Source organism: Microbacterium sp. Leaf320, from assembly GCF_001423485.1.
GTDB lineage: Bacteria > Actinomycetota > Actinomycetes > Actinomycetales > Microbacteriaceae > Microbacterium.
Genome location: NZ_LMOD01000003.1, coordinates 591,530 through 606,497, shown reverse-complemented (window position 1 = coordinate 606,497; position 14,968 = coordinate 591,530). Strand labels below are relative to the sequence as shown.

Below are 14,968 nucleotides of genomic sequence, written 5' to 3'. Positions count from 1 at the left end.
GGGTGAGACCGCAGTGGGATGCAGTCTTCTGTCGTCGGAGAGGTTCGTCAAACGTTTTCGAAAACAGTTTCCATCCGGGTTCGAGCCCCGCTACGCTGGCGTCTCATGGGGGCCCGAACGACGATCCACGATGTCGCGAACGCGGCCGGAGTCTCGGTGTCGACCGTCTCGAAGGCGGTCAACGGAAGATACGGGATCGCCGATGCCACGGTGCAGCGCGTGCTGGACGCCGTCAAGGAGCTCGGATACGAATCGAGCCTCGTCGCGAGCAGCATGCGCGCGCGGCGCACCGGGGTGATCGGGGTGCTCCTCGCCGACTTCGAGCCGTTCAGCGCCGAGATCCTCAAGGGCGTCGGCACGGCCATGCACGACATGGGCTTCGACCTCCTCGCGTATGCCGGTTCGCATCACGGCGCGAGCGACGGATGGGAGCGCAGGTCGCTCAGCCGCCTGTCGGGCACGCTGATCGACGCGGCGATCATGGTGACCCCCACCGTCGTGAGCGCGGGCACCGAGATTCCCGTCGTCGCCGTCGACCCGCACACCGGTCGGGCAGACCTGCCGACTGTCGAGTCCGACAGTTTCGGGGGTGCGCTCGCCGCCACCAGGCACCTGATCGAGCTCGGGCACCGTCGCATCGGATTCCTCGCCGGACGCCCCGATCTGCGGTCGGCAGGACTGCGGGATGCCGGCTACCGGCGCGCTCTCGCCGACGCGGGGATCCCGCTCGATCCGTCCCTGATCGGCATCGGGCGCTACGAGCTGGAGGCGACCCGCGACTCCGCCAGGGTCATGCTGAGCTCCGACTCGCGTCCGACCGCGGTGTTCGCCGCGAACGATCTCTCGGCGATCGCGGTGATCGACGTCGCCCACCAGCTCGGCCTGCGGGTGCCCGCGGATCTCTCCGTCGTCGGCTTCGACGACGTGCCTGAGGCCACGCGTCGCGCTCTGCCGCTCACGACCATCCAGCAGCCGATGCGCCGGCTCGGAGCCGTCGCGGCAGAGATGGTCTTCACGTTGCTCTCCGGCCGGGAAGTCGACGAGATGCACGTGATCCTGCCGACCCGGCTCGTCGTGAGGGCTACGACGGCGGCGCCACCTCGGTGACCTCGGCGCCGGTCGCGCGGCCGCTGCGCGCAGACGCCCCTGTGACGTCGAGCACGCGCTGCCACGCGGCATCCGACAACTCTGTCGACAGTCTCTGGAACTCGGCGACGCTGCGCCGACCCGGCCATTCGGCCGGCAGCATCGATGGGGGCAGCCCCGGATCGACGTAGGGCAGAACGCGCCAGCGGTCGAGCAGCTGCACATATGCGGCGAACGGTGCGGCCGGCAGCGTCGCGAGCGACGCTTGGAACGCGAGGTGCTCGGCACACAGCGACTCGAGGTCCCACCAGGCGGCGGCAGCCTCGGGCAGTGTGCGCGCCGTCGTCGGAGTGCCGGCCTGGAACAGAGTCACCCACTCGCTCGCTTCGAGATCGTCGACGATCACCTCTACCTCACTCTGCAGGTGCCCGGGGCAGATCCACAGTGCGGGCGACACGACGCCCGTGCCGATCCACTGCAGCCGCCGTCGCAGCTGATGGCGGATGCTGCGCGCGCTCTCGGGGATCGAGAACGAGATGAGGCACCAACTGTCGGCATCCGTCATCTCGCGCATCTCGAAGATCCGCCGGTCGCCTCGCTCGAGCATCGTGAGGGCATCGGGGTTCAGCCGGTATCCGATCGCGTGTCGGCGCTCGGCGAGCAGCAGGCCCTTCTGCTTGAGGCGGGTGATTCCCGTGCGCGCTTGGGCGGCGGGGATCCCGAGGTCGTCCGCGAGCGACACGAGATCCGCCGCCGAGATCCATCCCTCGAGCGGACGCAGGTACAGGCCGACGATCGTGCGGAGCAGGGATGCCGTGCTTCCCGGACGCGCGTCGATGTCGTCGAGCACGGGCCCGGCGATGACGTCCGGTGCCGGGGATGCGAGGGCGTCAGCGGTCATGCGACTCCAGTGCCGCGCGCACCGCGAGCACGCCGGCGAGTGTCTCAGCGTGCGATGTGCTGAGCGGCGAGAGCCCGAGGCGGATGCCATCGGGGAAGCGGAAGTCGGGGATGATCCCGTCCGCCCACAGTCGCTGTGTCACGGCGCGGAAGTCGGGGTGTCCGATCGTCACATGTCCTCCGCGGATGGCGGCGTCGCGCGGGCTGAGCAGTCGCACGTCGAGCGGGGCGAGCAGCTCGTCGTACGCGCGGACGGCGAAATCGGTCAGTGAGACGGCCTTCACGCGCACTCCCTCGATCGATGCCTGCTCGATCAGGTCGAGCATCCCCTGCATGGCGAGCATCGAGGTGATGGGCGGGGTGCCGCTGAGGAGCTGGCGGATGTCGCCCGCGGGGACGTACTCCGGGCCCATGGCGAAGATGTCGGCGGCGCTCCACCAGCCCTGGATCGGCTGGCGCAGCACGCCCTGGTGCTCGCGTCGCAGATACGCGAACGCGGGGGAGCCGGGGCCGCCGTTCAGGTACTTGTACGTGCATCCGACCGCCATGTCGACACCCCAGGCGTCGAGCTGCATCGGGATGATCCCCGCCGAATGGCAGAGGTCCCACATCATGAGGGCGCCGACCTCGTGCACGGCATCCGTGATCCCCGGCATGTCGGCCAGGGCGCCGGAACGATAGTCGACGTGGCTGAGCGAGACGAGGGCCGTCTTCTCGGAGATCGCGGCGATCACATCGGCGATCTCCACACCGAGCACCGGGTCGGGTTCGATCCAGCGCACGGTCATGCCGGTCTCGGCGGCCACGCCTTCGGCCATGAACCGGTCGGTCGGGAAGTTGCCCGCCTCGATCACGAGCTCGGTGCGCGACGCATCGGCGGTCGCGGCGGCGCGCATCAGCTTGTAGATCAGCACGCTCGTCGAGTCGGCGACGACGGTCTGGCCGGCGGCGGCCCCGAGAGTCAGCTCGGCGATGCGATCGCCGAGCTCCATCGGCAGCGCCATCCACTGCTCATCCCACGAGCGGATCAGGCGAGTGCCCCAGTCATCGCGCACGAACGCGGCGAGCTTCTCAGGGATGTCGCGCAGCGGGCGGCCGAGTGAGTTGCCGTCGAGATAGGCGCCGACGCCGGGCGCATCGGCGAACGCGTCGAGGTGGGCGCGGAGCGGGTCGGCGGCATCGAGAGCGTGGGCGGCCTCGAACAGAGCGGTGTCGATGCGGGTGGAGTCGCGGGTGTCGGTCATGTCAGGCCTTCAGATCTGCGCTGGTCAGCGGGCGGGCGAGTGTCGGCTCGGCGTCGGTGCCGGGGAGCCGGAGGAGGACGGATGCGGGGTCGCGCGGGTCCTGCGGCATGAGGGTGCGGAGCAGGGCTGCGCCGGTGATCCCGGCGTCTCGGAGAGCGGCGAGCTCGTTCGGGTTCAGACCGACGGGCGTCGGGCCGTTGCCCATGTCGGTGCCGTAGAGCATGGCGCCGCCGGCCGCATGGAAGCGCCGGACATTGTCGACAGCCGTGACTCGCTCCGCGCTGTCGGCGTCGTGGATCGCGAGAGTCGAGACCCAGGCGACGGATGCGGCCTGTGCGACGATCTCGTCATCGTCGAGCCGCTCGGTGAACGGGGCATGTGCCAGGCGAGCGACGCCGAGCCGCGCGACGCGCTGGGCCTCTCCGCTGCCCTGGGCATGGGTGACGATGGGGAGCCCACGGGCGGAGGCGGCGTCGACGATCGCGCGGCACAGATCGTCGGTGAAGACGGGCCCGGCATCGGCGTTGCTGGCGACCTTGATGCAGGATGCTCCGGCGTCCGCCATCTCGGCCACAGCGCGTTCGGCGGCTGCGGTGTCTGCGATCTCGCGGAAGGACCCTTCCAGTGCCCAGTCCCGGTCGCTCGGGTAGCCGCCGACGGGGGTGAGGAACGCGCCGGCGAACTCGACGGCGACGGGGTGCGGGCGTTTCGTCTCGCTTCGCTCGCTCAACGACCAGGGTGCCGCGACGGGGTGCGGGCGTTTCGTCTCGCTTCGCTCGCTCAACGACCAGGGTGCGGCGACGGGGTGCGGGCGTTTCGTCTCGCTTCGCTCGCTCAACGACCAGGGTGCGGCGTCGCACTGTTGGTTGTGCGGCCGGGGTACGGCATCCTGTCGTTCGTTGAGCGAGGGAGCGCCAGCGACCGAGACGACACGTGCCGCGTCGGCGTATGCGGCGATCACCGCCGGATTTGCGCCCAGATCGACGACGCGTCCGAGCGTCGACCCGTGCAGCAGAGTGTGGTCGACCAGCTGCAGGTGCACGTGGTGGTCGGTGAACCCGCCGACGACCACGCCGTCGAGGCGCGGCAGATCGTGCGCGGGTGTCGCGTCGCTCAGCAGCATCCGTCCGTCGACGAGCTCGAGGATGCCGTCGCGCCATCCTTCGCCGTCGAAGAAGGTCGCCGCGTGCATCAGCCGCCGATCTCGGTGCGCACGGTGTACAGCTCGGGGAAGAACGTCAGGTCGAGCGCGCGCTGCAGGAAGCCCACGCCGCTCGAACCGCCGGTGCCGACCTTCATGCCGATCGTGCGGGCGACGGTCTTGAGGTGGCGGAAGCGCCAGAACTGGAAGTTGTCCTCGAGGTCGACGAGGTCTTCGCAGGCTTCATAGAGGTCCCAGTGCTGCTGGTGGTTCTGGTAGATCTCGCGGATCGCGGGCACGAGCTCGGGAGTTTCGCGGTAAGGGAGGCGCACGTCCCGATCGAGGATCTCGGCCGGGATCGGCAGGCCGCGGCGAGACGCGTAGCGCAGGAACTCGTCGTAGAGCGTGGGCTTGTGCCACTCGGCGGTGAGCAGCGCGAGGTTGGCGGGGTGGTCGCTGAAGACGCTCAGCATCTTCTCGTTCTTGTTGCCGAGCGCGAACTCGACGGCACGGTACTGCACCGACTGGAAGCCCGAGGAATTGCCGAGCGCGCCTCGGAACTGCGCGTACTCGGTGGGGGTGAGGGTCGCCAGGATCGCCCACTGCTGGGTCATCACGTCTTGGATGCGCTTGACGCGCGCGACGCGCTTCAGCGCTTCGCGCAGGTCATCGCTCGCGAGCAGCTCGCGGGCGGACGACAGCTCGTGCAGCAGCTGCTTGAGCCAGAGCTCGGTGGTCTGGTGCTGGATGATGAACAGCAGCTCGTCGTGGTGCTCGGGAACGCTCACCGGATTCTGCGCGGTGAGCAGCTGGTCGAGCGACAGGTACGACCCGTAGGTCATGCGTCCGGACAGATCGGTGACGATGCCGGCTTCGAGCTCGCGCTCGTTGTTCTCGGTGCTCATGGGTCGCTTCCTGTCGTGACGGACAGGCCAAACATATAACGATCGTGGCGAGCGTCACAATAGTGAAATGTTCTGCGAAAGCTCGTTGCATCACAGCCTCGGTGTGCGCGGGGGAGCAGTGCGACGCTCTCCGGTCCCTCCCGTCGCCTCGAATGCCGCGGCGAGACGCAGCAGTGCGGAGTCGTCGTAGGCGCGGCCGGCGAAGGTCAGGCCGATCGGCATGCCGATGTCTGCCATGAGGCCCATCGGCACCGTGACAGTCGGGATGCCGAGGTGGCGCACGGTCAGGTTGCCGTTGGCGATCCAGGTGCCGTTGCGCCAGCCGAGGTCTGCCGATGCGGCGTTCACGTCCATGTCGGCGGGCCCCACGTCGGCGACGGCCGGGAAGACGACGGCGTCGAGCTCGAGGTCGTCCATCCATTCCTCGAGGTCGATGCGACGGGTCTCTTCGAGCCCGCGCAGTCCGTCGGGGAGCTCGGGCATGTCCTCGAATCCGATGCCCGGGTTGTCGCGCACCCAGCCCGGATACTCGGCGATGTCGTCGTCGAAGCCGGTGTAGCGGTCGGGGAGTGCTCTTTCCGGATGCGGGAAGATCGACGCTCCGTCGACCTCTGCGAGCGTGTGCAGATGCGGGTCGCCGTTCGCCTGCAGGAAGTCCTCCCAGCCCCACGCCGACAGGTCGACGATCTCGCGCTTCAGGTACTCGGGAGACACGAGTCCGCGCGTCGCGATGGTGGGTGCACCGGGTCGGTCACCCTCGTAGTTCGAGACCACGGGGAAGTCGACCTCGACGACCGTCGCACCCGCGGCCTCGAGGTCGCGGCGCGCAGCTTCCCAGCGAGCGATCACCGAGGCGCGGGTCTCGATGCGCTGCCCGGTGGGGCCGCCGATTCCGGGATCGTCAGCCGTGCCGGCATCCGAATCGGCGTTGATGTACATGCGGGGGATGCCGATGCGAGCGCCGCGGAGCCCTGACCCCGCACCATCGGCCAGGGCCGCGTACGACGCCGGCCGCACCTCGGAGGAGGACGGCAGCGTCACCCACGGCTGCGCGCGCCAGAAGTCGCCGCGCACCTCGGCATCATCGGCGACGATCACGTCGAGCACTTCGAGCAGATCCGCCATGGTGCGCGCGTGCGGCACGACGACGTCCATGGTCGGCACGAGCGGCCAGTTGCCGCGGGTCGAGATCACGCCGCGCGAGGGCGTGTAGGCGCAGAGGGCGTTGTTGGTCGCAGGGCCACGACCGCTCGACCACGTCTCTTCGCCGAGGCCGAATGCCGCGAAGCTCGCCGCAGTGGCGGTGCCCGAGCCGTTCGACGATCCGGACGCGAAGGGCGCGGTGAGGAAGCCGGGGTTATAGGGGCTCTCGGCGCGGCCGTAGACACCGCGCTGCATGCCGCCGTTGGCCATCGGGGGCATGTTCGTCAGCCCGAGGCAGATCGCGCCGCCCGCACGCAGGCGCTCGATCGTGAACGCGTCGCGCTGCGCGATGAGGTCGGCGAACGCGGGGCTGCCGGCGGCAGCCGTGAGCCCGCGCACCAGGTAGCTGTCCTTCGCCGTGTACGGGATGCCGTCGAGCGGGCCGAGTGCCACGCCGCGTGCACGGCGGTCATCCGATGCCTCGGCCTCGGCGCGCGCATCGGGGTTTGCGACGACGACGGCGTTCAACGCCGTCTCGGTGTCGGGGCCGTCGTAGGCGGCGATGCGGGCGAGGTACGCGTCGACGAGTTCGACGGCGGTGGCCGCACCCGTCTCGAGCGCTCGCCGCAGGTCGGCGATGGAGGCCTCGACGACGTCGATCACGAGTGCACCGCCACGCTCGGCTGCTGCTGGGTGATGCAGTGGATGCCGCCGCCGCGGTCGAACAGCGGGCGGGCGTCGACCGTGACGACGCGGCGACCCGGATACGCATCGGCGAGGATCGCTCTCGCCGTGGCGTCGGCCTGCTCATCGCCGAAGCCGCAGGCGACGACGCCGTCGTTCGTGACCAGGTGGTTGACGTAGCTCCAGTCGACGAAGCCCTCGTCGTCACGCAGGGCCGCCGGGGCCGGCAGGTCGATGATCTCGAAACGGCGGCCGGCGGCATCCGTCTGCTGCCCGAGGTGTGCGCGCAGCTCGCGCGACACGGCGTGGTCGGGATGGTCGGGGTTCTGTTGATCGTGCAGCAGAAGTCGGCCGGGCGAGACGAGGGTGGCCACGATGTCGACGTGCCCGTTCGTTCCGAAGTCGTCGTAGTCGCGCGTGAGTCCTCGGGGCAGCCAGACCGCCTTCGTCGCGCCGATCGTGCGGGCCATCTCGGCCTCGACGCGCTGCCTGTCGGCGAACGGATTGCGCCGTGGATCGAGCTGCACGGTGTCGGTGAGCAGCACGGTGCCCTCGCCGTCGACATGGATGCCGCCGCCCTCGTTGACGAGCGTCGAGCTCACGAGCTCTGCGCCGACCGCACCGGCGATGATGCGCGCATGCTGCGCCGCCTTCTGCCACTGTGCCCAGGCGGGGGCACCCCAGCCGTTGAAGATCCAGTCGACGGCGCCGAGAACGCCGGGGCGGTGGTCGTCGATCACGAAGGTGGGGCCGGAGTCGCGCATCCAGAATTCATCGACGGGCGCCTCGACGATGTCGATGCCGCTGCCCAGCATCCGCCGCGCGCGGGAGAGCTCGGCGGGGTCGACGATCATCGTGACCGGCTCGAACTCGGCGACCGCGTGGGCGACGGCCGTCCAGGTGGCATAGCCCTCTTCGCGCTCGGAGGCGGTCTCACCCAGGGTCGGCCCCTCGGCGGGGAACGCCATCCAGGTGCGGTCGTGCGGTGCGGTCTCGGCGGGCATGTGCCAGGCCATGATTGTCTCCCTCGCTGCTGATCTCGACCTCGTTGAGGAGGAGTCGTGATCGCTATTGAACAGGTGTCCAACGGGTGATACGGTAGCCCGTGATGAAGACGACGTCAAGAGCTGCCGCACCTCGCCGGCTGCCGCCCGAGGAGCGTGAGCGCTCGATCCTCGACGGCGCCGTTGCGCTGGCCTCCGAGAGCGGACTCGAGGCCTTGACGGTGCGTGCCGTCGCCGCGCGAGTGGGCGTGACGCCCGCCCTCGTCGCGCACTACCGGCCCGTGATGGAGTCGTTCGTCGCCGAGGTGTTCACCGCGATCGTGTCGTCCGAGCGTGATGAGGTCATCGCCGCATACGACCACGCCGTCGACCTGCGCACGAACCTGCTGCGACTCATAGAGACGCTGCTCGACGACTCACGCGACGACGTCGCCATGGTCTGGGTGCAGTCGTGGGCGCTCGGAGCGCGCAACGAGGCTCTCGGTGCGCGAGTGCGGGCTGAGATGGACCTCTGGCACAGCGCCCTCGAAGACCTCATCGCCCGTGCCATCGCCGAGGACCCGGTGCTCAGAGAAGACCCGCTGCGGGTCGACCCCGCATCCTCCGCATGGATGCTGCTGGCCATGGTCGACGGCATGAGCGCGCACTCGCTGGTGCACTGGGCGCCACGTGATCGGGCCGACCTCGCCCGCCGCACTCTCTCGGCGGTGCTCGACGTGCCGGTCGAGGCGCCGGCCACCCCCCGTTCGCTCGAGACGACACCACTCGCAGCGACACCACTCGCAGAGAACCACAGTTAGGGACAGCTCATGGGAGCAGAACGCATGCATGCGGCCTCGGCCGAATCGACGGCGATCGTCGACGCCGTGCTCGACTACTCGCGACGACGGATGCTCGCGGCAGACGTGCCGCTCGACAAGCCGCAGACTCCGGCCGAGCTCAACAGGCTGGTGGGCACGACGATCACGGATGCAGGGCTCGGCTCGCAGCGCGCCCTGAGCGTGTTCGAGCACATCCTCGCCCCTGCGTGTCTGACGACGAGCCACCCGTCGTATCTGTCGTTCATCCCCACCGCGCCGACGATCGCATCGATCGCGTTCGACCTCGTGGTCTCGGCGTCCGGGCTCTACGGCGGAAGCTGGCTCGAAGGAGCCGGCGCCGTCCATGCCGAGAACGAGGTGCTCTCGTTCCTCGCCTCCGAGTTCGGCCTCCCCGACACGGCAGGGGGAGTGTTCGTGCAGGGCGGCACGATCGGCAACCTGTCGGCGCTGGTCGCCGCTCGCGAGGCGGCGAAGGCGAAGCTCGTCGAGGCAGGCAAAGAACTGCCTCGCCGGTGGAAGATCGTGTGCAGCGTCGAGGCGCACTCCTCGAACAAGTCGGCGGCGAAGGTCATGGATGCCGATGTGCTGCTCGTGCCCGCGGGCGACGACGGCGTGCTGCGGGCCGATGCGGTACGCGAGGCGCTGAGCGAGCACGGCGATGAGATCTGCGCCGTCGTGGCGACCGGCGGATCCACGAACTTCGGAATCGTCGACGACATCGCCGGCATCGCCGCGCTCAAGGACGAGTTCGACTTCTGGCTGCACATCGACGGCGCGTACGGGCTCACCGCGATGCTCGCTCCCGAGGCTCGCGGCATCTTCGCGGGAGTGGAGCGCGCCGACTCGGTCATCGTCGATCCGCACAAGTGGCTCTTCGCGCCGTTCGACTGCTGCGCGCTGATCTACCGCGACCCCGATGCGGGCCGTCGTGCGCACACGCAGCACGCCGAGTACCTCGACACCCTCACCGACGCAGGCGACTTCAGCCCGTCGGACTACTCGATCCAGCTGACGCGTCGCCCCCGCGGGCTGCCGCTCTGGTTCTCCCTCGCGACCTACGGCGTGACCGCCTATCGCGAGGCTGTGAGTGCGACCCTCACCCTCACGAAGACGATCGCGGCCGAGATCTCTGCCCGCCCCGAGCTGCGACTCGTACGCGACCCGCAGCTCTCGGTGGTGGTCTTCGAACGCGAGGGGTGGGAGCGCGAGGACTACGACCGGTGGTCAGACGAGCTGCTCGACTCGCAGCGGGCGTTCGTCGTTCCGAGCTCGCACCGCGGCCGCCCGAACACGCGATTCGCGATACTCAACCCGCTGACGACCTTCGACGACCTCGTCGGCATCCTCGACACGATGAAGTAGGCCGTCAAGCCGCGCTCAGCGCGTGGTGTGCGCGTTCAGGAAGTCGATCGTCTTCTGCAGGGCTGTCTGCGCGTCTGGCATGTCCAGATGGAACTGGTACTCGTGCGGCAGCGCGGGCGTGTGCGGGGCGGGCCAGAACAGCGTCGTCACGTCCACCCCGAGGTCGTCGAGGCGCTTCGCCATGGGAATCGACTGCAGCCAGGTGAGTCCGTCGCCGTTGCCGCCCGAGATGTAGGTCGTCGGGAAGTCCTCGGTGACCCAGTCGATCGTCGACATCGTGGAGCCCGTCGAGTCCTCCGCCCAGGTCTTGGTTCCCGCGTACGCCCACATCGACGTCTTGAGTCCCCAGCCGACCACACCGTCGAGAGCGGCGAGGGCGGCGAGATCGTAGACGCCGCAGTTGAGCACGGTCGCCACCACCTGGTCCTTCGTCAGCGCGGGGGTGATGCCGAGGATCTCGGCGTAGTCGGGGCTCGTCATCAGTGTCGCCATCTGGCTGGCGAGCTGGCCACCGGCCGAGTCTCCGGCGAGAACGATCTGGCTCGGGTCGACGTTCAACTCCTCGGCATGCTCGTCGATGTAGGCGAGCGCGTCGTTGAGCTGGTGCACCGCGAGTGGATAGACGCCCTCCGGGCCGATCGTGTAGTTGACTGCGATGGTCGTGTACCCCTCGGCGGCGAGGATGCGCATGTACGGGTCGACGTTCTCCTTCGACCCCGAGATCCAGGCGCCGCCGTGGATCCAGACGACCGTCGGCAGCGGGCCCGAGGCGGATGCCGGTGTGAAGACGTCCATCGTGGTGTCGGCGCCGCCGTCGGCGTAGGCGACATCGAGCTGCTCGGTGAGCTTCGTGTCAGGGACGTGCTTGTCCATCTCGGCGGCGGTCTCGTCGCCGCCCTTCGTGAACACGGCACGGATCAGCATCGCGGAGGGCCACGGGGTGAGTGACCCGATGATCGCGATCACTGCGGTGACGGCGACGATCAGCGCGAGAGCGACCTTCGTCCGGTGCCACGGCCGACGGGCCTTCTTCGAGTGGACGGACTCGACTTCGGGCGCACTGGTGGTCATGGAAACCCCTCTCCGCGCCTCATCTTGGCAGTATTCCGGTGAGATTCGGCGTAGGCCCGGCACAGCTCGTCCGCTGCGCGACATCGCATGCGCTTATGTTGAATCAGGGTGCTCACCGCAAGCACGCGTGACCCCGTGAACGTCTCTGGAGTCCCCGATGTCCCCCCTCGCCCCTGCGCGCTCCGTCTCCGCGCACCCGCGGTTCCGCGCGCCCCGCACAAGCACCGATCGCCGGAGAGCGGCGAGGCTCCGGTGACCACGACCGTCGGAAAGGTCTTCCGCGAGGGCGTCTGGGGGCGAGGTCGTCGCGCACGCGCCACCGTCTCGATCGCCGGCTTCTGCGGGCACCAGCTCGCCGAGGTCATGGTCCCCGTGGCGGTCGGTGTCGTCATCGATCGCGCGATCGCGCCGGGAGATCCGGTGGCTCTCGGGTGGGCGCTGGCGCTCCTCGTCGCGGTGTTCGCTGTGCTCATCGTCTCGTGGCAGGTCGGCGACCGCGCGGGCACCAAGGTCTATGCGCAGGGTGAGCATGTCCTGCGTCAGGGAATCCTCGGCCTCGCGCTCCGCCGTCGCACCCGTCGGCCCGCCGGCGAGGTGCTCACGATCTCCTCCTCGGATGCGAGTGAGACGGCCGGCTTCTTCTGGGTCATCGCCGAGCAGGCCGCCGCCGCAACCGCCGTGCTCGTCGCCTGCATCACCCTGCTCGTGATCGCCTGGCCGCTCGCGGTCGCCGTCGTGATCGGCACGCTCGTTCAGGCCCTGCTCGTGCAGCTGGTGAGCGGCGGGCTGCGACGCCGAGGGTACGAGGCACAGAAGCAGGCCGCACGACTGGATGCGGTCAGCACCGACTTCGCCACCGGCCTGCGCGTTCTCGGCGCGCTCGGTGGCGCGTCGCGGGCGGCCGATCGCTACGTCGCAGAGAGCGCGGTCGCCGCCGAGGCCGCGTATCGCGCTGAGAAGGCCGCGGCGGGTCTCACTGCGCTGAACCTGCTCATCAGCGGTCTCGCCTTCACCGGCATCGCTGTGCTCGGTGGCTGGCTGGCGCTCGACGGCGTCATCACGATCGGCGGATTCGTCACCGCGATGGGTCTGGCCCAGACCATCCGCGGCCCCCTGCAAGCACTCGGATACCTGCCCGCGCAGATCGCCTCGAAGCACGGATCGGCGACCCGCATCGCGGAGTTCTCGGCGGAGGCGGGCGCGGTGACGGATGCCGTCGCGACGCCGGCATCCGAGTCGATGAGAGAGACCACGACAGCCCGCGGCGATTCGGTCGTCGTGGCCCGCTTGGCTGTCGAGGGAACGACGATCGACATCGCTCAGGGCAAGGTGACCGGCATCCGTGCAGATCCCGATCGGATCGTGGATCTCGCCCGTCTCTTCGGTGGGCTCCGCACGCCCGCGGCGGGCGAGCTCGTGATCGGCGACATCGATGCGACCCACCTCGGTCACGACGGGCTGCGCGTCGAGGTCTTCGCCCCGCCGCACGACGCGGCCGTGTTCACGGGAACGGCGGCCGAGAACATCTCGGCGCGGATCGATCACGCGCGCCTGGAAGCCGCAGCCTTCGACGAGGTTCTGCATCGCCTTCCCGACGGACTCGACGAGAAGGTGGGGGAGCGCGGGCTGCGACTCTCGGGCGGTCAACGTCAGCGTCTTCTGCTCGCCCGAGCTCTGCATCAGCCGCAGCGGCTGATCGTGCTGCACGAGCCGACCACCGCGATCGACCCCATCACCGAGGCGCAGGTGGCCGCGGGGCTCGCGGCCGAGGGGCGCACGATCGTGCTGCTCACCGACCGGGCCTCGCTGCTGTCGAGCTGTCACCGCGTGCACGACTTGAGAGGAGTCGGCGCATGAGAGACGAGAAGCTGCCCATCGCGACGCGTCGCGACACGGCCCGCGGTCTGCTCGCCGCACTCGGCCGTCGGCGCGCGCTCGCCGTGTTCGCGGTCCTGACTCTGTGCGCGGGAGTCGGCGCCGCGCTCGTGGCACCGTGGATCATCGGCCTCATGGTCGACGACATCGTCGCCGGAGGCGCATCGATGCTGCCGTTCGGACTGGCGCTGACCGCGTCGATAGCGGCCGGGGCCGGATTGACCTGGGCGGGCCGCGTGCTGCTCGCCCGACTCGGCCAGGGCACGATCCGCGAGGTCCGCGAGGCGGCCTTCCGCACCGCGCTCGCGCAGCCGACGGCGCGAATCGAGGCCGCGGGCACCGGTGACCTGGTCGCTCGGCTCTCGGGTGACGTTCGTGCGGTCGGGCAGGTCGTCGAAGAGGCGCTCCCTGCGTTCCTCTCAGCGCTCTTCAGCATCCTGTTGAGCCTGCTCGGGATGGGGCTCATGGACTGGCGGTTCGCGCTCGCCGCCCTGGTCGCAGCTCCCATCCAGGTGTTCGCGCTCCGCTGGTTCCTGCGGCGTTCGGCGCCGGTCTACCGCGAGCACCGTGTCGTCGTGGCCGAGCGCGGTCAGCGCACGATCGAGGCCGTGCGGGGAGTCGATACGGTCCGCGCTCTTCGCGCCGAGGAGCGGCATCTCGAGCGCATCGCGGAGGCGAGTGACGAGGCGATCGCGCTCGAGGTGCGAGCCACCAGGGTGCGCAACGACTTCAACGTGTTCCTCAACGGCGCCGAGTTCGTGGGACTCTCGGCGGTGCTCGTGGTCGGCTATCTGCTGGTGACCGGCGGGCAGGTCGAGCTGGGTGCGGCAACCGCCGCATCTCTGTACTTCCTCGGGCTGTTCGGACCGATGGGGGCGGTGCTGTTCCGCGTCGACGAGCTGCAGGATGCCGGAGCCAGCCTCGCGCGCCTCTTCGGCGTCATCGGCATGCCGTCGCCGGAGCCTCGTGAGGAGGGCGATCTGCAGTCCGAGGCCGCGGTGGCGCGCCGGGGTGCGATCGAGGTCGACCGGCTCGGCTTCGCCCACCGCCCCGACCAGCGCGACCTCGACGCGGTGTCGATGTCGGCCGCGCCGGGCGAGAGGATCGCGATCGTGGGGGCGAGCGGCGCAGGCAAGACGACGCTCGCCCGCGTGCTCGCAGGCGCACTCCCGGTGGGCGAGGGAGTCGTGCGCCACGATGGGGTCGGCATCGAGCACTGGCATCCGCATGACCTGCGCGATGCCGTCGTGATGCTCAGCCAGGAGCCGCACGTCTTCGCCGGCACCGTCCGAGACGACCTCGCGCTGTTCAGCGATGCCGACGACGAGCGGATGAAGGCCGTGATCACGCAGCTCGGTGCGGGGTGGATCCTGCGGCTGCCCGACGGACTCGACACCGAGATCGGCGAGGCGGGGCATCCGCTCACGCCGGGGCAGTCCCAGCACCTCGCCCTCGTGCGGGTGGCGCTGTCTGCGGCCTCCGTCGTGATCCTCGACGAGGCGACGGCCGAGGCAGGCTCAGCGGACTCGGAGGTGCTCGACGAGGCGTCGTCGGGTGCGATCGGCGACCGCACCGGCATCGTGATCGCGCACCGACTGAGTCAGGCCATGACCGCCGACAGGATCCTCGTGATGAGCGACGGGCGGGTCGTGCAGTCCGGCACCCACGACGATCTCGTCACGACCCCCGGCCCCTACGCCGAGCTGTGGGAGGCCTGGACCGCCTGGTGACG

General features: G+C 69.6%; 12 protein-coding genes. 5 read left to right on the top strand and 7 right to left on the bottom strand.

Annotated elements, in window-relative coordinates; genetic code table 11:
• Window positions 1-105: 105 nt before the first annotated feature.
• The gene (locus tag ASF63_RS12865) at window positions 106-1,107 is read left to right on the top strand and encodes a LacI family DNA-binding transcriptional regulator (protein ID WP_056514482.1); all 1,002 of its coding nucleotides are present in this window, start codon (window positions 106-108) and stop codon (window positions 1,105-1,107) included.
• Here the strand turns inward: ASF63_RS12865 and ASF63_RS12860 are convergent.
• From ASF63_RS12860 to ASF63_RS12835, 6 genes are all read right to left on the bottom strand, one after another.
• Window positions 1,082-1,987 (bottom strand): PaaX family transcriptional regulator C-terminal domain-containing protein, encoded by a 906-nt coding sequence (locus ASF63_RS12860; RefSeq protein WP_082478115.1) that lies wholly within the window; start codon window positions 1,985-1,987, stop codon window positions 1,082-1,084. The genes ASF63_RS12865 and ASF63_RS12860 overlap by 26 nt on opposite strands.
• The gene (locus ASF63_RS12855) at window positions 1,977-3,230 is read right to left on the bottom strand and encodes a kynureninase (RefSeq protein ID WP_056514479.1); all 1,254 of its coding nucleotides are present in this window, start codon (window positions 3,228-3,230) and stop codon (window positions 1,977-1,979) included. The genes ASF63_RS12860 and ASF63_RS12855 overlap by 11 nt, the downstream gene beginning before the upstream one ends.
• 1 nt (window position 3,231) lies before the next feature.
• A complete protein-coding gene (locus ASF63_RS12850; protein WP_056514476.1) occupies window positions 3,232-4,422 on the bottom strand; it encodes an amidohydrolase family protein in 1,191 nt (396 codons plus the stop codon).
• On the bottom strand, window positions 4,422-5,276 hold the full coding sequence (locus ASF63_RS12845) for a tryptophan 2,3-dioxygenase (RefSeq protein ID WP_056313088.1): 855 nt from the start codon (window positions 5,274-5,276) through the stop codon (window positions 4,422-4,424). Before ASF63_RS12845 ends, ASF63_RS12850 begins: the two co-directional genes overlap by 1 nt.
• Window positions 5,277-5,366: 90 nt before the next feature.
• Window positions 5,367-7,082, bottom strand: coding sequence for an amidase (locus ASF63_RS12840; protein ID WP_056514474.1), 1,716 nt, complete (start codon window positions 7,080-7,082; stop codon window positions 5,367-5,369).
• A complete protein-coding gene (locus ASF63_RS12835) occupies window positions 7,079-8,119 on the bottom strand; it encodes an agmatine/peptidylarginine deiminase (RefSeq protein ID WP_056514470.1) in 1,041 nt (346 codons plus the stop codon). Before ASF63_RS12835 ends, ASF63_RS12840 begins: the two co-directional genes overlap by 4 nt.
• Window positions 8,120-8,211: 92 nt before the next feature.
• Here ASF63_RS12835 and ASF63_RS12830 point away from each other — a divergent pair, with 92 nt between their 5' ends.
• Together ASF63_RS12830 and ASF63_RS12825 are read left to right on the top strand one after the other, a co-directional pair.
• Window positions 8,212-8,907 (top strand): TetR/AcrR family transcriptional regulator, encoded by a 696-nt coding sequence (locus ASF63_RS12830; protein ID WP_056514467.1) that lies wholly within the window; start codon window positions 8,212-8,214, stop codon window positions 8,905-8,907.
• Window positions 8,908-8,916: 9 nt separating this feature from the next.
• Window positions 8,917-10,290 (top strand): pyridoxal phosphate-dependent decarboxylase family protein, encoded by a 1,374-nt coding sequence (locus tag ASF63_RS12825; RefSeq protein ID WP_056514463.1) that lies wholly within the window; start codon window positions 8,917-8,919, stop codon window positions 10,288-10,290.
• Window positions 10,291-10,305: 15 nt separating this feature from the next.
• Here the strand turns inward: ASF63_RS12825 and ASF63_RS12820 are convergent, their stop codons facing one another.
• Window positions 10,306-11,361: an alpha/beta hydrolase gene (locus tag ASF63_RS12820; protein WP_056514460.1), complete on the bottom strand. Its 1,056-nt coding sequence runs from the start codon at window positions 11,359-11,361 to the stop codon at window positions 10,306-10,308.
• A 252-nt stretch (window positions 11,362-11,613) separates the two neighbouring features.
• Here ASF63_RS12820 and ASF63_RS12815 point away from each other — a divergent pair, with 252 nt between their 5' ends.
• On the top strand, window positions 11,614-13,218 hold the full coding sequence (locus ASF63_RS12815) for an ABC transporter transmembrane domain-containing protein (RefSeq protein WP_056514948.1): 1,605 nt from the start codon (window positions 11,614-11,616) through the stop codon (window positions 13,216-13,218).
• Entirely contained in the window at window positions 13,215-14,966 is a 1,752-nt protein-coding gene (locus ASF63_RS12810; RefSeq protein WP_056514457.1) for an ABC transporter ATP-binding protein, read from the top strand. The genes ASF63_RS12815 and ASF63_RS12810 overlap by 4 nt, the downstream gene beginning before the upstream one ends.
• Window positions 14,967-14,968 lie beyond the last annotated feature (2 nt).

Bases quoted from the DNA above. Each gene is read 5' to 3' on its own strand.
- ASF63_RS12810 (WP_056514457.1), top strand. From the start codon at position 13,215: ATGAGAGACGAGAAGCTGCCCATCGCGACGCGTCGCGACACGGCCCGC.
- ASF63_RS12825 (WP_056514463.1), top strand. From the start codon at position 8,917: ATGGGAGCAGAACGCATGCATGCGGCCTCGGCCGAATCGACGGCGATC.
- ASF63_RS12850 (WP_056514476.1), bottom strand. From the start codon at position 4,422: ATGCACGCGGCGACCTTCTTCGACGGCGAAGGATGGCGCGACGGCATC.
- ASF63_RS12860 (WP_082478115.1), bottom strand. From the start codon at position 1,987: ATGACCGCTGACGCCCTCGCATCCCCGGCACCGGACGTCATCGCCGGG.
- ASF63_RS12845 (WP_056313088.1), bottom strand. From the start codon at position 5,276: ATGAGCACCGAGAACAACGAGCGCGAGCTCGAAGCCGGCATCGTCACC.
- ASF63_RS12830 (WP_056514467.1), top strand. From the start codon at position 8,212: ATGAAGACGACGTCAAGAGCTGCCGCACCTCGCCGGCTGCCGCCCGAG.
- ASF63_RS12835 (WP_056514470.1), bottom strand. From the start codon at position 8,119: ATGGCCTGGCACATGCCCGCCGAGACCGCACCGCACGACCGCACCTGG.
- ASF63_RS12865 (WP_056514482.1), top strand. From the start codon at position 106: ATGGGGGCCCGAACGACGATCCACGATGTCGCGAACGCGGCCGGAGTC.
- ASF63_RS12855 (WP_056514479.1), bottom strand. From the start codon at position 3,230: ATGACCGACACCCGCGACTCCACCCGCATCGACACCGCTCTGTTCGAG.
- ASF63_RS12820 (WP_056514460.1), bottom strand. From the start codon at position 11,361: ATGACCACCAGTGCGCCCGAAGTCGAGTCCGTCCACTCGAAGAAGGCC.